Origin of the sequence: Cupriavidus pampae (assembly GCF_914271485.1) — a bacterium.
Classification (GTDB): domain Bacteria; phylum Pseudomonadota; class Gammaproteobacteria; order Burkholderiales; family Burkholderiaceae; genus Cupriavidus; species Cupriavidus pampae.
The window spans coordinates 402,827-423,230 of sequence record NZ_CAJZAG010000003.1 but is presented as its reverse complement, the minus strand read 5'-3'; the positions used below and the strand labels follow the sequence as shown (position 1 = coordinate 423,230).

9 protein-coding genes are annotated in these 20,404 nt (G+C 65.9%); 6 read left to right on the top strand and 3 right to left on the bottom strand.

Features of this window, described 5'->3' with window-relative positions; translation table 11 throughout:
- Positions 1 to 59: 59 nt before the first annotated feature.
- Positions 60 to 548 (bottom strand): hypothetical protein, encoded by a 489-nt coding sequence (locus LDO41_RS09570; RefSeq protein WP_223985546.1) that lies wholly within the window; start codon positions 546 to 548, stop codon positions 60 to 62.
- A gap of 406 nt (positions 549 to 954) precedes the next feature.
- On the opposite strand from LDO41_RS09570, the gene LDO41_RS09565 reads away from it, so the two are divergent.
- Together LDO41_RS09565 and LDO41_RS09560 are read left to right on the top strand one after the other, a co-directional pair.
- Positions 955 to 2,601 (top strand): DEAD/DEAH box helicase, encoded by a 1,647-nt coding sequence (locus tag LDO41_RS09565; protein ID WP_223985543.1) that lies wholly within the window; start codon positions 955 to 957, stop codon positions 2,599 to 2,601.
- Between the two features lie 14 nt (positions 2,602 to 2,615).
- The gene (locus LDO41_RS09560; RefSeq protein WP_223985525.1) at positions 2,616 to 3,665 is read left to right on the top strand and encodes a serine/threonine protein kinase; all 1,050 of its coding nucleotides are present in this window, start codon (positions 2,616 to 2,618) and stop codon (positions 3,663 to 3,665) included.
- A gap of 7 nt (positions 3,666 to 3,672) precedes the next feature.
- Here the strand turns inward: LDO41_RS09560 and LDO41_RS09555 are convergent, their stop codons facing one another.
- Positions 3,673 to 4,110, bottom strand: coding sequence for a universal stress protein (locus tag LDO41_RS09555; protein WP_223985522.1), 438 nt, complete (start codon positions 4,108 to 4,110; stop codon positions 3,673 to 3,675).
- Between the two features lie 125 nt (positions 4,111 to 4,235).
- Here LDO41_RS09555 and LDO41_RS09550 point away from each other — a divergent pair, with 125 nt between their 5' ends.
- Together LDO41_RS09550 and LDO41_RS09545 are read left to right on the top strand one after the other, a co-directional pair.
- Positions 4,236 to 5,378, top strand: a complete 1,143-nt coding sequence (locus LDO41_RS09550; protein WP_223985519.1) for a CaiB/BaiF CoA transferase family protein — start codon at positions 4,236 to 4,238, stop codon at positions 5,376 to 5,378.
- A 126-nt stretch (positions 5,379 to 5,504) separates the two neighbouring features.
- Positions 5,505 to 6,128 carry a response regulator transcription factor gene (locus LDO41_RS09545; protein ID WP_223985516.1) on the top strand — a complete coding sequence of 208 codons (624 nt, stop codon included), beginning with the start codon at positions 5,505 to 5,507 and terminating at the stop codon, positions 6,126 to 6,128.
- A 33-nt stretch (positions 6,129 to 6,161) separates the two neighbouring features.
- Here LDO41_RS09545 and LDO41_RS09540 read toward each other — a convergent pair whose 3' ends face one another.
- The gene (locus LDO41_RS09540; protein WP_223985513.1) at positions 6,162 to 7,160 is read right to left on the bottom strand and encodes a quinone oxidoreductase family protein; all 999 of its coding nucleotides are present in this window, start codon (positions 7,158 to 7,160) and stop codon (positions 6,162 to 6,164) included.
- A 154-nt stretch (positions 7,161 to 7,314) separates the two neighbouring features.
- Between LDO41_RS09540 and LDO41_RS09535 the strand changes: the two genes are divergently transcribed.
- Both LDO41_RS09535 and LDO41_RS09530 read left to right on the top strand, forming a co-directional pair.
- Complete coding sequence (locus tag LDO41_RS09535) at positions 7,315 to 8,190, top strand: LysR family transcriptional regulator (RefSeq protein WP_223985510.1); 876 nt, start codon at positions 7,315 to 7,317, stop codon at positions 8,188 to 8,190.
- Between the two features lie 185 nt (positions 8,191 to 8,375).
- Positions 8,376 to 20,387 (top strand): Ig-like domain-containing protein, encoded by a 12,012-nt coding sequence (locus LDO41_RS09530; protein WP_223985507.1) that lies wholly within the window; start codon positions 8,376 to 8,378, stop codon positions 20,385 to 20,387.
- Positions 20,388 to 20,404: the final 17 nt, after the last annotated feature.

Below are 20,404 nucleotides of genomic sequence, written 5' to 3'. Positions count from 1 at the left end.
TACGTCCGTACTTCAGGTTTCGCTCAGCGCGCGGCTAAGTGCGCCGCTCAGTGCGCCGCTCAGTGCGCTGCCTTCCATGCCTTGTATTCGACCTCGGTCATGATCCAGGCGGTCAGCAACTGGCCGTACACGTCCAGTCGGTAACGCACCTCGAGCTTCTGGCCGACCAGATTGGCGACCGGGGTCAGCTGCATATCCGTATTGAAGACGCGTAGGCCGGGCGCCATGGTCACGGTCTTGCTGCCGAGCTTCGCGCTCTGCGGGCCGGACGCGTTTGGTGCCGCCATGGTCAGCCGCGCCTGCCCCGCGTCGTCAGGAATCGCGCGCACGGGTGCGCCCGCACCGGACGGATTGTTGGCCGGCCCACCCGTGATAGTGGGCGTATCCGTCATGATCGTGGCTTGCTGCGCCAGCGCGACCGATGCGGCGGGCACCAGCAGTGCGGCCAATGCCACGCGCGGCAGATGTTGTGCTACGAAACGTTGTGCAACGAAACGTGGTGCGACGTGACGAGAGATACGCTTCCAGATACCAAAAGCAACCAGCATGGCAGGCTCCGACGTGGCAGGGTAACCCGCGATTCTACCCGCTCGACCGGTCGCCGCGCGAGCGGGGCGGGGGTCTGAGCGGGCATTCCACGCGGGGTTGTGGCGTGCGCGGAACACGGTCCGTGAGGGCGGCGGCAATCATGACAACCGGGTGACAGCCAGAACGCGGCCGCGCGAGCGCACGCCACCTTGCGCCCCGCATGGGTAAAGCCGTCACACGCGGCACTTCGCGGGGGACTGGTACACTACGGGCCTTTCCTGCTCCGCAGACGGTTGCAATCGACCCGTCAGGCCGGCTCCTGGGGACCGCAGCGTGTCGCAGCGGCCGGGAGCGCCGGGCATCCTGAGTCATGCCGCTCCACGATTGGCGCATCTGATGCGTGGCGAGCGGCTCAAGCGTCAATTCATGTCTTTCTCCGAACTAGGCTTGTCCGACAAGCTTGTGCGTGCCGTGGCCGAACAGGGCTACACCACGCCGACCCCGATTCAGGCGCAGGCCATTCCTGCAATTCTCAAGGGTGGCGACCTGCTCGCCGGCGCCCAGACCGGCACCGGCAAAACCGCGGGTTTCACGCTGCCGATGCTGCAACTGCTGCACGAATCGATCGAGCGCAATCCCGTACCGCGTGGCCAGCGTAGCCCAGTGCGCGCGCTTGTGCTGACGCCGACGCGCGAACTCGCGGCGCAGGTGGAAGAGAGCGTGCGCAACTACGGCAAGTTCCTGCGCCTCCGTTCGATGGTGATGTTCGGCGGCGTCGGTATCAATCCGCAGATCGACGCGCTCAAGCGCGGCGTGGATATCGTCGTGGCCACGCCGGGACGTCTGCTCGACCACGTCTCGCAGCGCACGATCGACCTGTCGCAGGTGGAGCTGCTGGTGCTCGACGAGGCCGACCGGATGCTCGACATGGGCTTTATCCATGACATCCGCAAGATTCTCAACATTCTGCCGGCCAAGCGTCAGAACCTGCTGTTCTCGGCCACGTTCTCGGACGACATCCGCGCGCTCGCGGATCGTCTGCTGAACAACCCGGCTTCGATCGAGGTCGCGCGCCGCAACACCACGGCCGAGACCGTCGATCAACGCGTCTACCCGGTCGATCGCGAGCGTAAGCGCGAACTATTGGCGCATCTGGTGCGCGAGCACGACTGGCATCAGGTGCTCGTGTTCACGCGCACCAAGCACGGCGCCAATCGTCTGGCCGAACAGCTGGAAAAGGATGGTCTGTCCGCACTGGCGATTCACGGCAACAAGAGCCAGTCGGCGCGCACGCGCGCGCTGTCCGAGTTCAAGGCCGGCACGCTGCGGCTGCTGGTGGCGACCGATATCGCCGCGCGCGGCATCGATATCGACCAGCTGCCGCATGTGGTCAACTTCGACCTGCCGAACGTGCCCGAGGACTATGTGCACCGCATCGGCCGGACTGGCCGCGCGGGCGCCGAAGGCGAGGCGATCTCGCTGGTCTGCGTGGACGAGCATGGACTGCTGCGCGATATCGAGCGCCTGATCAAGCGTCAGATCGAGCAGACCGTACTGCCGGGCTTCGAGGTGGATCCGTCCATCGCGGCCGAGCCGATCCAGAAGAGCCGTCAGGGCCGTGGCGGTGGTGGTGGACAGGGTCGCCAGGGTGGTCAGGGCGGCGGACAGCGCGGGCAGGGTCAGCGGAAGGAGGCGCCGCGCGCGTCGGGCACGCAGGCACCGGCCGCACCGCGTCAGTCGCAGGGGCAGTCGCAGGGGCAGAAGGCCGCGCCGGCCAAGCCGCGTGGTCAGCAGCCCGCGCAACCCGGTGCCCGCGCCGGAGCCCAACCTGCACGCGGCGGCGCACAACCCGCCGGCGCGCAACAGCCGCGTGGCGCGCAGCAGCCCCGGGGCTCGCAACCGCGCGGCGCGCAGCCGCAAGGATCGCCGCGTCCGGCACAGCCCCAGCGTTCGCAGCCGGAAGGCGGCGAGCGTCGGTCGCAACCGCAGTCGCAGCCTCAATCCCAGCCGCAAGGTCAGCAGAAGCGCCGCCCGGCGCCGCAGGCCGCATTGCTCGGCGGCCGCAAGGCCTGACCGTCAGGCGCGCCATGACCGACCCGCTCGCGCCGATTGCCGACAGCGACATTCCGTATGCCGGCCTGACGCCCGAGCGGATCCTCGATGCGCTCGAGTCCGCGGGGCTGCGTCCCGACGGGCGCCTGCTCGCGCTCAACAGCTACGAGAACCGCGTCTGGCAGATCGGTATCGAGGATGCCGCGCCGGTCATTGCCAAGTTCTATCGCCCGGGCCGCTGGACCGATGCCGCACTCGTCGAGGAACACGCGTTCGTGCGCGAACTCGCCGACGCGGAGATTCCGGCGGTTCCCGCGCTCGCATTGCCGTCGACGGGTAACGACACGGCCACCACGCTGCATGTGCACGACGGTTTCCGCTTTGCGGTATTCCCGCGCTGCGGTGGCCGTGAACCGGCGCTCGATGTGGCCGAGACGCGCGTGTGGCTCGGCCGGTTTATCGGCCGTATTCACGCGGTGGGCGCGCGCACGCCTTTCGCGGCGCGGCCCGCGCTCGATCTGGAGACGTTTGGCGTGGCACCGCGCAACTGGTTGCTCGCGCACGACTGCGTGCCGGCCGATCTGCTCGCGCCGTGGCGCGCGGCCGTGGATCTCGCACTCGATGGTGTGCGCCGCTGCTACGAACGTGCCGGTGACGTGCGCCATCTGCGCCTGCATGGCGACTGCCATCGCGGTAATGTGCTGTGGATCGATGCAGACGATGCGCGTGGGCGTGGAGACCCCGGCCCCCACTTCGTCGACTTCGACGACAGCCGCATGGGCCCCGCAGTGCAGGATCTCTGGATGCTGCTCGAAGGCGATCGCGCCGCGATGCAGGACCAGCTTGCCGACATCGTCGCGGGCTACGAGGACTTTGCCGAGTTCGAAACGCGCGAGCTATGGCTCGTCGAGGCGCTGCGCACACTGCGCCTGATCCATTACAGCGCCTGGCTGGCCAGTCGCTGGCGCGATCCCGCCTTTCCGGCCGCGTTCCCGTGGTTTGGCACGGCACGCTACTGGCAGGATCGCATCCTCGAATTGCGCGAGCAGATCGCGTTGATGGACGAACCCCCGCTCTGGGGCTGAACCCGACTTATCTGGTTTTTTCCGCCTTGATCATGATCACCGGGCACGTTGCCTGGGCGAGCACGCGGCCGGCCACCGAGCCGAGCACGGCATCGAAGAAGGTGCCGCGTCCATGCGTGCCCATCACGATCGCACCGGCATTCACCGACTTCGCATAACCGAGAATCTTCTCGGGCGCAAAGCCATGCAGCGGATGACGCTCGAACGCAATGTTGGCGGCGGCGAGGATGTCGCAGACCGACTGCATGGATTTTTCGCTTTCCTCGCGGTGCCAGTCGTCAACAGCTTCCTTGCTGACGAAGGCGCGCACCTGTCCGGTGACATCGGGCGCAACATGCAATACGTGTACGGTGTAGCCTGGCTGCAGCAGGTCGCCGCGGGTCAGGAAACGCGCGGCCGCATCGCTGAACGGGGAGCCATCGGTGGCAAGCACGATCTGGGTCATGACTGGAATCTCCTGGTTGAGGATTGGGACCAATGCCCATGTGCATCATGACAGTCGTTAAATTACGATGTCACGATTTGGATCAAATACATTCGATGTTCGTTCCTTGAGAGGAGACATTGCTCATGCAAGATCGCCTGCTGCCGTTGCGAGGGGTACGCGTAGTCGAGTTCGAAGGCATTGGTCCCGGGCCGTTGTGCGGTGCGATGCTGGCAGCCTTTGGGGCCACTGTCACGTTGGTCACGCGTCCGACCGCACCCGATGCGCGGCGGCTGTTGCTCGATGGTGACATGCCACCCGAGGTTGCGCTCGACCATGACAAGAATGTCATATCGCTCGATCTCAAGACCGAAGCGGGGCGTGCGGCCGCGCTCGACCTCGTGGCCGATGCCGATGCATTGATCGAAGGCCTGCGTCCCGGCGCGATGGAACGCCTCGGACTCGGTCCCGCGGCATGCCACGCGCGCAATGCGCGGCTCGTGTACGGACGCATGACGGGCTGGGGCCAGACCGGTCCGCTCGCACAGAGCGCGGGACACGATCTCAACTACCTCGCGCTGTCAGGGCTGCTGCATGCGGCCGCTCGTAGGAGCACGCATGAGGGCACGCATGAGGGCACGCATGAGGGCACGTATGAAGGCGCGCTGCCGAAGACGCCACCCATGGTCATGGGCGATGCCACCGGCGCGCTCGGGCTCGCATTCGGCATCACGAGCGCGATCCTGCATGCGCGCGCGAGCGGGCAGGGGTGCGTGGTCGATGCGGCCATCACCGACATCGTCGCGATGCTTGGCGGACTGCTGAACGTGGCGCGCGCCGCGGGCTCGGTCGATGGCCCGCTGCCGAGCCCGTTCCACGACTCACCGTTCTATGATGTCTACCGTTGTGCCGACGGGCGAGACCTGACGTTCGCCGCGCTCGAGCCCGCGTTCTATCGGCAATGGCTCGCGCTGCTCGGGTTCGACGACATCGATCCCGCCGCGCAGTATGACCGCGCGCATTGGCCCGCGTTGAAGGCGCGTGTGGCCGATACCATCGCGGCGCAACCACTGGCGTACTGGCGCGAACGCTTCGAGGGTACCGACGCATGCTTCGCGCCCGTGCTCACGATCGAAGAGGCCGCGCGCCATCCGCACAACGTCGAGCGAGAGGTGTACCGCGTCTATCATCACGGCGCGCGCGAGGTGATACAGGCCATGCCGGCACCACGCTTTACGTCCGCGAGTGGTGCGATGGATAACATGTCGATTCCCAAATCCGGGTCGTAGCCGGGCAAGGAAATCTCCGCGACTTTCTTCAGAAGATTCGCTCTGGATCGTTAGACCTTTCTGTATTTCGCGGCGCACCAGGCGGCCTATGCTCTCCGCATTGTCTGTCCATGAGGAGCGCATGCCATGTCCGTAGCATTGATCGTTGATGACCATCCCGCCGTTCGCCTTGCCGTCTCCGCCCATCTGACGGCGCACCTCGGCTTCGAGATCCACGAGGCGCACAACGCCGCCGATGCGATCAAATTGATGGAGGAGCTCAAGCCCGACCTCCTGATCGTCGATCTCGACATGCCATCGCTGCCTGGCGATGCGGTCGTGGAGGCCGTGGAGAAACTCTGTCCCAAGGCGCGGCTCATCGTGCTGTCAGCGGTGAACGGCGCGGGGGTACGTGCAGTCCGTGCCGGCGCGCACGGCCACGTAGCCAAGGTTTCCGGCCTGGACGAACTGGTCGAGGTGCTGCGCGTGATGATGTTGGGTTACGCCGTATTTCCGGTGTCGGTGCTCGACGCGCTGCGGCGCATGGCCGATGGCCCCAAGAGTCCTACCGCCGGCCTGAGCCGTCGCGAAGTGACCGTGCTGCGCTTCCTTGCCGCGGGGCACTCGAACAAGGCGATCGCGGAGGCGCTGCGCATCAGCAACAAGACCGTGAGCTCGCACAAGACCAGCGTCATGGGCAAGCTCAAACTCCATTCGCTGATCGATATCGCCGAGTTCGCGCGCAAGCATCAGATCATCGGGCCGAACTGATGTTGCTTCAGAAAATTGCTTCACGACATGGCGTCAGGCACGCGGATCCAGGACGATCACTCCGCGTGCCTCGCGCCGCTCGAGCATCGCGTGTGCATCGGCGGTGCGCGAGAGCGGTAGCCGCGCCGCCACGGTCGGACGGATCATGCCTTGCGCGATACCATCCCGCAGGAAGTGGAGCGCGCGCTGAATCATATCCGGGCGCTGGAAGAACGCGGGCAGGTAGACGCCGGTCAGCGTCTGCGCCTTGGCCATCAGCCGGCGCGGCGCCAGCGCTTCACCAGGCCCTTGCGTCGAGCCGATGACGATGCAGCGTCCCAGCATGCCGAGGCAGGTGAAGTTCTGATCGAACACCTCGCCGCCGATCGTTTCGAGAATCACGTCGACGCCCTTGCCCTCGGTGTAGTGCAGCACGGTCTCGGGCCAGCGCGGGTAGTCGTAGCCAATCGCATGATCGGCGCCGAGGCTGAGCGCGAATGCGCGCTTGTCATCGCTGCTCGCGGTGCCGATGATCATGCCCGCACCGAGCATGCGTGCGATCTGCACCGCAAGGCTGCCGACGCCCCCGGCCGCGCCATGCACCAGCACGCTTTCCCCCCGCCGCAGGGTCGTGCAGACGCGCAAGGCCAGATAGGCGGTTACGCCCTGACACGCCACGCTGGCCATGGCCACGTCGTCGGCATCGTCCGCAAGTTCCACCAGCATGTCAGCGCGCGCTACCGCGCGCTGCGCATACGCGCCGTTTGCCATCAGCGCCATGACTTTGCGCCCCAGCAGATAGTCATGCGCCGCGCTGCCGCTACGCACGACATGGCCGACCACCTGCAGACCGCCGACCTGCGGCAGCGTGACACCACCCACGCGCGTGTCGGCACGGTTGTAGACGCCGAGTCGCTCACGGATATCGGGAAAGTTCACGCCGATGGCCGTGGTCTCGATCAACACTTCGTCGGGGCCGGGCTCGGGATCAGGCAGCTCGACGTACTCGAGCACTTCGGGGCCGCCGAAGCGGTGGTACTGGATGGCTTTCATGACGCTTTTGAAAAGAGATGTTCGCGCCCGCGCCAGCAGAGCCGGGCGTTGCGTATTAAGATGTCGATCGTCATGAAAAATAGCATCACCGGTCCGCGCCGGGAATTCCGCCGGACTTCACATCGCTTGTGAGAATCTGCACCAATGCGCACCAATGTTTGACTGGAATGACATGCGGCACTTCATCGCGCTTGCCGAGGCGGGGACGTTGTCGGGCGCGGCGCGCCGCATGGAGGTGGAACATGCCACCGTGGCCCGGCGCGTGGCCGCGCTGGAGCATGCCCTCGGCATCGTGCTCGTCAATCGGTCCGCGCGCCGCTGGCACCTGACCGAGGCCGGCCGAGACATCGCAAGCGTGGCCGAGGGCATGCAGACGCAGGCCCATGCGCTCGAGCGCGCGGTACTCGCGCGCCGGCAGGGACGTTCCGCTCGCGTCACCGTCAGCGCACCGCCCGCGTTCGCGAGCATCTTCCTCGCACCGCGCCTCGCGGTATTCGGCGCGCGGCACCCCGAGATCGACCTCACGCTGCATGGCACGCAGGCGCTGGCTTCGCTGCACCGGCAGGAAGCCGATATCGCCATTCGCATTGGCCGGCCGACGGAGCTCGACTATGTGGCCCGCCGCATCGGCCAGATTTCCTACGGCCTGTATGCGGCACCCGGTTATACGGCGCTGCCGGCGGACCAGTGGCAGTTCATCGCCTACGACGTGTCGTTCGACCATATGCCCGAGCAGAAATGGATCTACGAAATGGCCGCGGGCCGGCGCATCGGGTTTCGCAGCAACGACCTGATGAGTCAGCTTGCGGCGGCAAGGGGTGGCATGGGCGTGGCGGCATTACCGCGCTATCTGGCGGGGATGACGGCGGGCGTCGATGCGGGAGACGGCGTGGCCGTCGTGCCGGGCGAGGTGCGGACGCTCGCGCGCGACTTCTATCTGGTCGTGCACGCCGATATGCGACGGCAGACCGCGATCCGCGCGGTGATGGACTTTATCGCGGACGTGTTCGCGCGAGAGTTTCCGGGCTGACTCGTCAATGCCGTCCGATTCGGTTACGCCAGAGTGACTGATTTTGTAAAGGCTGTCGGAAACTGCATGATTGTATTTATCCGGGGCATGCCTATTATTTGAAAAAACCGTGTCGAATTTCTTCTAAAACTAATTAGAAAAAATAGAAAGATTTCGACCTATCAAATGCCGCCGATGAGGAAATCATGGCCTCAATTTTGGCAGAAGTCCCCGTCAGGCCAACTGGCCAGCCGACGATCGACAGCCTGTCTCGCCTGCGTGGCAAAGCCCCGCGGAGACTCAAGGCGGTACCCGGTGCGAAGTACGTCATCCAGCAGGAAGGCGGGAACGTCGCTCCGGAAAATATCACGCTACGCCGTCAGGGGGACGACCTTCAGGTCATTCCCGAAGGCGCCTCCGACCCGGTCCTGGTTATCGAGGGTGCTTTTTCGGTCAGCGAACCCATCGGCCTCTACGGCGTGGCGGAAGATGGGCAGCTGTATTCGTTCGTGCCAACGGATGGCAGCCAGAGTATCCAGGCGCTTCGCGATGGCGCGCTGATGCCCGCGGCGCTGGGCGAGAGCCCCGTCGGCGTGGGTGTGCCGCCTGCCGCGGTGCCCGGCGTCGGCGAGACGCCCGTGACAGGCCTGCTCGCGTCCCTCGCGGGCATGGGGGCCATCTTCGGCGTTGCCGTGGCGACATCTTCCAACGGGAGCAACGCCGCCGCTTCCGGCGGAGACGGCGGGCAGACGTCGAACCAGCCATTCGGAGCGTCGGCGACCGATGGCACTGGGTTGATCCGTGGGCAGTTGAAGGAAGGCGCCTACACGGACGACCGGCGGCCGATCATCAGCGGCAGCGGCACGCCCGGATATGTGATCACGGTCTACGACAATGGAGTGCCGATCGGGACCACGACCGTCGGTCAGGACGGCACATGGTCGTTCCAGCCGACGGAGCCGCTTGCCGACGGTCCGCATCGGATCGAGGTCACGCAACAGGGGCCCGGCATGGCGCCGAGCCCGCCCATGCTCGTGACGGATCTGAATGTCGATGGGACCCCGCCGGCGGCGCCCACGGTGCTGGTCGACGGCAATACGGGACCGGCGACCAACAACGCGCACCCGGCAATCAGCGGTACCGGTGAACCCGGGAATACCGTGCGCGTGATATTCCCGAACGGCGAGGAACGGACCACGGTCGTGAATCCCGACGGCACGTGGTCGGTCACGCCGCCCGATGGCGCTTTGCCCGAGGGCGAGCAGAAGGTGCGGGTGATCGCCGAGGATAACGCCGGCAACCTGACGGAGGTCACGGTTCCGCTCGTGATCGACACCGTGCCGCCGGTCGTGCAGATCGGCACGGTTACCGACCATGTCGCGCCCGTCGTCGGTCCGGTCGCCAACGGTGGGGCGACCAACGACACGATGCCGACGTTCACCGGCACCGCGGAGCCCGGTATTACGATCACGATTGCGGACAACGGCGTGACGATCGGGTCCGCGGTCGCGGACGCGACAGGCGCGTGGGGCTTCACGCCCGCTCAGCCGCTGTCCGAGGGCAATCACGCCGTGACCGTGACGGGGAAGGATGCGGCAGGCAATACGAGCGCGGCGGCGCAGTTCGCGCTGACCGTCGATACGATCGTGCCGCCAAAGCCCGCGGCGAATGTCGGACTCAGCGATATCGTCGACGACGTCGGACCGATACGCGGCCCGATCGCGCCAGACGGAGCGACCGACGACGCGAGGCCCACGTTCGGCGGTGTCGGCACGCCCGGCAACGTGATCACCGTCTACGACAACGGCGTGGCCATCGGAACAGCCGTGATCGCGGCCAGTCGTCATTGGACGATGACGCCGGGCGCGGATCTCGCCGGCGACCAGCACAGCATCACCGTGACCGAAACGGATGCGGCGGGTAACGAGAGCCCGCCGTCAGACCCCGTGAGGTTCACGCTGGACGTCACGCTGCCGGACGCGTCGAAGCTGGCGATTACCAGCCTGACCGACGATGTGGGCGCGGTCACCGGCAACGTGGCCTCGGGCGCCAGCAGCGACGACAGCCGGCCAGTGATCGCGGGTACCGGCACGGCCGACGATACGATCATCGTGTTCACCGAGGACATCACGGGCCGCCGCGAGATCGGCCGGACGACAGTTGGCGCGCAGGGGACATGGACGCTGGAGCCGGCACTGCCGTTGATCGCGGGCAGCAATTCGCTGACCGTCGTGGAGCAGGATGCGGTGGGCAATCAGACCGCCCCGAGCGCGCCCTATGTGTTCCTGCTCCAGACCGCCCAGCCCGAGCTGCCCACGATCGTCAACATCCGCGATGACGTCGGCGGCAAGACCGGCATGCTGCAGATGGGCGAACTCACGGACGACACGTTGCCGACCATCGTCGGCACCGCGCTCGCCGGCAGCACGGTGACCGTATCGGACGGCACCACGACGCTAGGCACGACCACCGCCGACGCATCGGGCAACTGGACGTTCACGCCGTCCACGCCGCTGGCGGAAGGCACGCACAGCGTCACGGCCACCGCGACGTCTGGCGGCGTGACCAGTGCGCCGACCGGGGCGCGTACGTTCACCGTCGATACGGCGGCACCGGCCGCCGTATCGAATCTGGTGGTGCGAGACGATGAAGGCGCGCAACGCGGCGTACTGGCGGATGGCGACACGACCGACGACAGCCGTCCGGCCTTCTCGGGCCGGGCCGAGGCGGGCAGCACGGTCGCCGTCCTCGACAATGGCGTCCGGCTCGGCGAGACACGTGCGGATGCGGGAGGCAACTGGACGTTCACGCCGGCGCTCGCACTTCCCGACGGCGGTCACGCGTTCACGACCGTGGTCACGAACGCCGCCGGCGTTGCGGGCGCGGCAAGCCCGCCGTTCAACGTCACCATCGATACCTCGACGGTGCCGGTGCAGATCGTCTCGCTGACCGACGACGTCGGCAATGTGACAGGTGCCATCGCACCGGGGAGCGCGACGGACGACACGCGTCCGGAGATTCGTGGCGTGGCGCAGGCAGGGAGCACGATCTCGGTGCTCGACGGCCCGACGACGCTGGGCACCACGACGACCGACGCCACCGGGCGGTGGACGTTCATACCGCCGGGAGAGCTGGGCCAGGGGCAGCACAGCCTGACGGCGGTTGCCCGGGACGCGGCCGGCAACACAAGCGCGCCCACACCGGCATTCGTGTTCCGTATCGATACCGCGCCGCCCGCCGTTCCGCCAGCGCCTTCGGTTCAGGACGAGGTGGGCCCGATACGCGGCAGGATCTCCGATGGCGGTGTCACCGACAGTCCTCAGCCCACCCTGAGTGGCACGGGCGAGGCAGGCGGCACCATCGGCGTATACGACAACGACAAGCTGATCGGCACGACGACGGCGGATGCCACGGGCAAGTGGACGTACACGCCGACCACGCCGCTTCCTGAAGGGCAGCACGCGTTCACGATCACGACGACGGATGCCGCCGGCAATACGAGCGGCAAGTCGGCGCCGACTTCGCTGACGATCGACGTCACGCCACCGGATGCCTCGCGCCTCGCGCTGACCGGCGTTGCGGACAACGCGGGCGCGATCACCGGCAACGTGGCGGCGGGCCAGACCACCGACGACGATCGGCCCTCGATCTCCGGGACCGGCACGGCGGGCGATCGGGTCGTCGTGTCGACGACCGACAGCAATGGCAGTCATGTGGTGGGGCAGACGACGGTCTCCGTTGGCGGCTTGTGGACGGTTCAACTGGCCCAGCCGCTCGTCAACGGCAACAACGCATTGACTGTGCTGGAGATCGATGCGGCAGGCAATCAGACCGCGCCGACGGCACCCTACTCGATCGTGGTGGATACCTCGCGACCGCCCGCGCCCACGATCGTATCCGTGCAGGACAATGTCGGTACGACGATAGGGCTCCTGCAGCCGAATGCGGTGACGGATGACAGTACCCCGACGTTCAGCGGTACCGCCCAGCCCGGTACGACGGTCCGTCTGTACGATGGCACGACTCTGCTGGGGAGTGCCGTGGCGGATGCATCCGGCGCATGGAGCTTCACGCCGTCCGTCTCGCTCACCGGCACGCTGGCAGCGGCGTCGCTGGCCGACGTGGGCGTGATGGCCGTGATGACCGAGGGGCTGCACAACGTCGGCGCGACCGCGACCACGGCGATCGGCCAGACCAGCGACCTCGGGACGGTGTGGACATTCACCGTGGATACGGTTCCACCCGCGGCGGTGAACGACCTCGTGGTACGCGACGACGAAGGGGGACAGACCGGACCGCTCGCCGACGGCGCGGTCACCGACGACAGCCGGCCCACGTTCAGCGGCACGGCGGAAGCCGGCAGCACGGTGGAGGTGTTCGACAACGGTGTCTCGCTCGGCACGACGACGGTGGCCGCCACGCGCGCATGGATGTTCGAGCCGGCGGCGGCACTGCAGGACGGCGCTCACGCCTTCACCACCGTCGTGACCGACGTCGCCGGCAATCGCGGCGCGGCCAGCCAGGCATTGAATGTGACCCTAGATACCGCCGTGGTGCCGTTGCAGATCACGGCGATCGCGGACGATGCCGGCAACGTGATGGGCAATATCGCCTCGGCTGGCGTGACTGACGACACGCGGCCAGAGATTCAGGGGGAGGCAAAGGCCGGCAGCACGATCACCGTGCGCGACGGGGCCACCGTGCTCGGTACGGCAATTGCCGACGCGTCCTCCCGCTGGACGTTTACGCCGACCTCGGATCTTGGCCAGGGACAGCACAGCATCACGGCGACGGCACGCGATCCGGCGGGGAATACCAGCCCGCCCACGCCCGCGTTCACGTTTCGCGTCGATACCGTGGCGCCGGCCTCGACCACGATCCTGGGCATTACCGACGATGTCGGCATCCACCAGGGCGCGATCGCCAGCGGTGGCATGACCGACGATGCGCAGCCCGCGCTCAGCGGGCGGGCGGAGGCAGGCAGCACCGTCACGATCTATGACAACGACGCCGTCATCGGCACCGTCGTCGCCAGTGCGACCGGAAGCTGGACATTCACCCCGACGACGCCTCTGATCGATGGCGACCACCAGTTCGAGGCCACGGCCACCGATGCGGCGGGCAACGAAAGCGGCAAGTCCTCGCCGTTCTCGATGACCCTCGATACCGCCGCGCCGAACCCGGCCGCGCTGGCCATCACCGGCATGGCGGACGACGTCGGGAGCGTGACCGGTAACGTGGCGGCAGGCGCCACGACCGATGACAGCCGGCCCGATATCTCGGGCACCGGCACGGCGGGCGACACCGTCATCGTCTCGACCACGGATAGCGCCGGCACGCGCGAGCTCGGCCGCGTCACGGTGTCCGGTGCGGGCACATGGACACTGACGCCGGCGAGTCCGCTGTTGAGCGGCACCAATGTCATCACCGCCGTGGAAATGGATCGCGCGGGGAATCAGACGCCGGCTACCGCGCCTTACGCCATCGTTGTCGACACGGCGCGGCCCGGCGTGCCCATCATCAGCAACGTGCAGGACGATGCCGGCCCTTTGACCGGGCTGCTGCAGAAGGGCGGCGTCACCGACGACAACCTGCCCACCATCCTCGGCACCGCGCGCGCCGGCGACACGATACGCGTGTTCGATGGCGCCACCCTGCTCGGGACGGCCAGCGCCGATACGAGCGGCAACTGGTCCTTCACTCCCGCGACCGCGCTGGCCGACGGGCTGCACAACGTCACGGTCACGGCCACGAACGTGGTGGGCCAGACCAGCGTCCCCACGGGCAACTGGAATTTCTCGATCGATACCACGGTGCCCGGCGCGGCGACCAACCTGACCGTGGTCGACGACGAGGGCACACAGACCGGCGTGCTCGCGAACAACGCGACGACGGACGATAGCCGGCCGACGTTCAGCGGGCGCGCCGAAGCGGGCAGCACGGTGGAGATCAGCGACAACAACGTGCAGATCGGCGAGGCGATCGTCGATAGCGGCGGGAGCTGGAGCTTCTCTCCGGCGTCGCCGCTTGCCGATGGCAGCCATACCTTCACGACCGTCGTCCGTGATCTCGCCGGTAACGCGAGCCTGGCCACCGCGCCGTTGCGGGTGACGGTCGACACGACCGCCGTGGTCGTGCAGATCGGTGTCGTGAACGACGATATCGGCGCAGTACGCGGCACGCTCGCGCCGAATGCCGTCACGGACGATACCCGGCCGGAGTTCCAGGGAACCGGCAAGAGCGGTAGCACGATCACGGTGTTCGACGGCAGCACCTCGCTCGGCACGACCACCGTCGACGGGTCGGGTAAATGGACCTTTACGCCGAGCGGCGAACTCGGCCAGGGCAGCCACAGCATCACGGCGACCGCGAGGGATCTTGCGGGCAATGTCAGCGCGCCGACGCCGGCCTTCGCCTTCACGATCGATACGTCCGCGCCGCTGGCGTCGTCCATCACCGGCGTGACCGACGACGTGGGCGCCGTCAAGGGCGCGGTGGCGTCGGGCGGTCTGACGGACGATCCGCTGCCGACGCTCGCGGGTACCGCGGAGGCGCGCAGCACCATCACGATCTACGACAACGGCAAGGTACTGGGTACGGAGCAGGCCGACGCGTCCGGCAACTGGAGCTTTACGCCGACCACGGCATTGCCCGCGGGGCAGCATGTGTTCGAGGTGACGGCAACCGATGCCGCGGGCAACGTCAGCCCGAAATCGGGCACGTTCACGATCGGCACCGACTACACGGTGCCCGATGCATCGAAGCTTGCCATCACGGGCGTGGTGGACGATGTCGGCGCGGTGCGCGGCAACGTGGCGAAGGGGGCCACGAGCGACGACAGCAGTCCCCTGATCCAGGGGACGGGGACTGCGGGCAACACGATCATCGTTTCCGTGACGGATAGCACCGGGACACGCGAGATCGGCAGGACGCTGGTTGCAGCGGGGGGAACGTGGTCGATGGAGCCGTTGGCGCCGCTTTTGTCTGGCGGCAACGCGATCACTGCGGTGGAAATGACCCCGGCAGGCAACCAGTCCGCGCCGACGCCGAGCTACACCATCGTGCTGGATTTCAGCCGTCCCCCGGCACCGACGATCGAGAACGTCGAAGATGATGTCGAGCGTCAGACCGGGATGCTTCAGAAGGGCGGGCAGACGAACGATGCGATGCCGACGATCATCGGGACCGCCGACGCGGACAGCAAGATCACGCTCTACGACGGTGCCACACAACTCGGAGAGACGAGAGCCGATGCGAGTGGCAACTGGACATTCACGCCAGCATTGCCGATGGCCGATGGCTCGCACAATATCACCGTCACGGCGACCAATGCGATTGGCCAGAGCAGTAATCCGACCGGTGGCTGGAACTTCGTGATCGATTCGACCGCGCCATTCGCGCCAGCCTCGATTGTCGTGCGGGATAACGCCGGTGCCCAGACCGGCGCGCTTTCCGACGGCGCGATCACCGACGACAGCCGTCCCGTATTCAGCGGCCGTGTCGAGGTGGGCGGCAAGGTGGAGATCTCGGACGGTGGCGTCAAGATCGGTGAGGCGACGGCGGACGGCAATGGCAACTGGAGCTTCACTCCTGCGACATCGCTGGCGGATGGCAGTCATTCGTTCACCATGGTCGCTATCGACGCCGCCGGGAACGCGAGCGTTGCCACCACGCCCTTCCGCATCACGCTCGATACCACGGCGGTGGTAGTGAGTGTCGATTCCGTGAAGGACGATTTCGGCAGTATTCAGGGTGCGATTTCGGCGAGCGCCGTCACGGACGACACGCGGCCGCAGTTCGAGGGCAAGGGGAAAAGCGGCAGCACCATCACGGTTTCCGACGGCGCTTCGGTATTGGGGACGACCACCGTCGACGGTACGGGGCATTGGGTCTTCACGCCTCCGGGCTCGCTGGGGCAGGGATCGCACAGCGTGACGGTGACCGCGCGCGACTTGTCCGGCAACACGAGTGCTCCAACACCGCCGTTTGTCTTCACCGTAGACACCGTCGCGCCCGCGCCGCCGTCAATCACGAAGATCGTGGATGACGTGGGCGCCAAACAGGGTGACGTCCAGACGGGTACGCCAACCGATGACTCGCAGCCAACGCTATCGGGGACCGCCGAAGCCGGCAGCCTGGTGACCCTCTACGATAACGATGCAAAGGTGGGCACAGTCACCGCCGACAGTAGTGGAAACTGGAGCTTTACCCCCACCTCTCCGCTTTCCGAGGGCAATCACGCGATGACGCTGACCGCGACGGACGTGGCGGGCAATACGAGCAGCAAATCGGCGGCCCTCACGATCACCACGGACTACACGCCGCCGGACATCACGAAGCTGGCCATTACCGGGGTGCTCGACGATGTGGGTGCCGTGACCGGCAACGTTGTGAAGAACGGCACCACGGATGATGCCAATCCGGCCGTGCAGGGTACCGCCACCGCAGGCAATACGGTCATCGTTTCGACGACAGACGCCACCGGGACGCGGGAGATCGGACGGGCGACGGTCGCGTCAAACGGCACGTGGTCCGTTACGCCAGCCGCGGCACTGCTTGCGGGCCAGAACAAACTGACCGCGGTCGAAATGGATGTGTCGGGTAACCAGACCGCGCCATCGGCGGAATATGTGATCACGCTCGATCTGACGCGTCCCGCGCCCCCGGTCATCACAGGCATCACCGACGATGTTGGCGTAACGACCGGGACCATCGCGAAGGGGAGCGTCACCGACGACCGGCGTCCTCTGGTCATCGGCACGGCGGTCGCGGCCAGCATGGTCGCCGTGTACGCCGGCGCGGAGCAACTGGGCCTGGCTACCGTGGATGCCAACGGCGCATGGTCGCTGGCGGTGGCCCGCGATCTGGCGGAAGGCACGCATGACATCACGGCCAAGTCGGTCAACGCCGTCGGTCAGGTGAGCGATGCCTCGGGCGCATGGCGCATCATCGTGGATACCACGCCGCCCGATAGCGGCCGCCTCGCGGTGACCAGCATGTTCGACGATGTCGGGGCCGTGACCGGTAACGTGGCCAAGGACGGCGCAACCGACGATGCCCGCCCATCGATCCGGGGGACCGGTACAGCCGGCGACACCATCGTCGTGTCCACTACCGATCTGTCCGGCAAGGTGGAGCTTGGCCGCACGACCGTCGCGGCCGATGGCAGCTGGTCGTTTACGCCCGCAACGGATCTGCGCTCGGGCAGCAACGCGATTACCGCCGTGGAGCAGGATGCCGCCGGTAACGAGACGAATCCGAGCGCGGCATACACGATCACCGTGGTGACCGCCAAGCCGTCCATCGTGATCAAGGAGATACGCGATGACGTCGGTATCTACACGGCACCGGTGCAGAACAACGGTGCGACGGACGATACGATGCCCACCATCGCCGGCACAACGGAAGCCGGGAGTCTGGTCTCGGTGTTCGATGGCGCGAATCTGCTGGGGACGACCACTGCGGATTCCGGCGGAAACTGGACCTTCACACCGTCGAGCGCGCTGGCGGAAGGTCCGCACAGCTTCTCCGCCAACGCGCGGAACCCGCTTGGTGTGACAAGCGACACCACCGCGGCATGGACCATCACCGTGGACACCACACCGCCGGCGGCGACTGCGGCAACGACGGTGGATCTCACGACAGACAGCGACACGGGCGCCGCCAACAACGACAACATCACGAACGACTCGACCCCCACCTTTCAGGGCGTCGTGACGGCGCCAGGCGAAATCTTGAACAAGCTCACCGTCACGCTGTTCGCGGACGTCAATGGCAATGGGGTGCTGGATGCGGGGGACAGGACGCTGGCGCAGAAGATTGCGGTAGCGGCGGATGGAAAGTGGGAAATCACCCTGCCGAGCATGAAGCCCGACACCTACGCCCTCCGCGCGCTTCTGGTCGATGAATCCGGAAACGTGAAGACGACGGTGTCGGGCAGCCTGCTCGGCCCGACCGGCACGCCGCAATCGCCGCTGGTCATCGAAAGCGGCGGCCGCGTTTCGGTAAGCGGTGGGGCGGCAGGCGACCAGGTCGGGTGGGATATGACCGATGTCGGAGATTTCAACGGCGATGGGATCAGCGATCTGCTGCTATCGGCGCCTTTCGCGGACACGAACAAGGCCGACTCCGGAATCTGCTACATCCTCTATGGTTCGACCGGCGGACTTCCAGAAATCTCGACTCTCACATCGTTGTCGGCGGCAAAGGGTCTGGTGATTCGGGGGCACACCTATCCCGCCAAGGGCGCATCGGACACGATGGGTCTCGTCTTGAACAAGATCGGTGACTTCAATCGCGACGGCTATGCCGATGTCGCTTTCGCGAGCCATACGAACGACAAGGTGTATGTGATTTTTGGAGCGCCGAGCGGGAGCTTCACCAATGGCGTTCTGCAACTGTCCACGATCGATGGTGGCGACAGCGGGACCGGGCCTTTCGACAATTCCCACGGTTTCGCGGTCATGATTGGACCGATTACCGCGGACTCTGGCTTCGGCTTTGGCGTGGCGGGGGCCGATATCAATGGCGATGGCTACGTGGATCTGCTCGCGTCCGATCCGCTGCCTGGCCGAACGGCATCGAGTAACGAAGGACAGGCGCTGGTCTTCTATGGCGGCAAGAACATGAACGCCACGACGACCGGATGGCAGAACATTTCTGTTCAGAGGCCCGCCGGCCAGTCGTGGGGAATACTGACGCCGCGAGAGAACGTGAAATACACCGCGGTCGTCGGCGGCGACACGTCATCCCAGAAGGACGGTGTCAAGAACGTCGACATCGGCAACACCATGTCTGCTATCGGAGATGTCAACGGCGACGGTATCGATGATTTCCTTCTGATCGATGCATCGGTGTTCGCAAGAACGCAGATCAATCCTCTGACGACTAATGGTGCGACCGCCTATGTCGTCTTCGGGAAAGCGGGTGGCCTGGCGCAGCAGGTCGATCTCACCACGTTCAAGAACGGAACGGATGGCCTCCGTATCCATTCGATGTTCGACGACAGGCTCGGCACGCCCTGGGGCAACGATTGCCATGTCGTTTCCTCGGGCATTGGCGACGTGAATGGCGATGGGATCGACGATTTCGCAATCGGGTCGCCATACAACCTTTCCAGGGTCTGGGTCGTTTATGGCAAGTTGGGGGGATTCGGCACCACGGACATGTATCTGGATGCGGCCCCTCCGCCGGGGCGAGACTACTTCCCCAGGGATCCGAATCACGTGCAGAGGTTCAGCGCCGCGGACGGCTTTGTCATCCTGAATGCGCAGTCGTCAACGCAGAGCATCGCCAACTCCGCCGAACGGTTCGGTCTCTCGGTACGTGGCGGAGGAGACCTGAACGCCGACGGCATTGCCGATTTCGTGATCGGCGCTCCGTTCACCAATGGCCCCGCGGGTACGCAGACCGGCGCGGTGTATGTCGTGTATGGAACGGGAAGCAACCTCGCGTCGCCCATCGTGGCAATCAAGGACGTCATAGCGGATCCGAGCAAGGGCTATGTCATCTACGGCAACAAGGCCGGCGAGCAGTTGGGGACGTCGGTCGCAGTAGGAGACTGGAATGGCGACGGCCTGATGGATATCGCCGCGGGATCTCCGGGGGCGGATCAGAATGGCAACGATTCCGGCGCGTTCTACGTCTATTACTCCGCCGTCGATTTCTCGCAGCCCTATACGTCCGGCGATGACGTGCTGACGGCGAATCTCAATGGCGGGGCTGCCGGATTCGATCGTCTTTTCGGCGGCGGCGGCGATGACACGTTCAATGGCGTCGGTGCAAGCGATTACGCGAACGGCGGAGCCGGCAACGACATCATCAAGGTGACCGCACTCAGTTTCAAGGCGATAGATGGCGGCATGGGCAAGGACACGCTCGTTCTCGACGCACAGAATCTGAACCTCGACCTGAACGTAATGAAGTCGAAGCTCACGGGGATCGAGAAAATAGATCTGTCGGCGCGAGGCAACAACACGCTCTCGCTCGGCTATGGCGACGTGCAGCGCCTTGGCGACATGAACATGCTGATCGACGATGGAAAGACACAGTTCGCCGTGCTCGGGGACAACACGGACAAGGTCGTCCTGCGTAATCCCGCCGGGTTGTTCTGGAGCGATGCCGGACGACAGACGGTGGAGGGCGTGTCCTATCGCATCTACACGGTCGGCACGGGTGAAATCTTTCTCGATGACAGGCTCAACGTCAGCATCGTGTAGCGCGGCGACGACGAGCA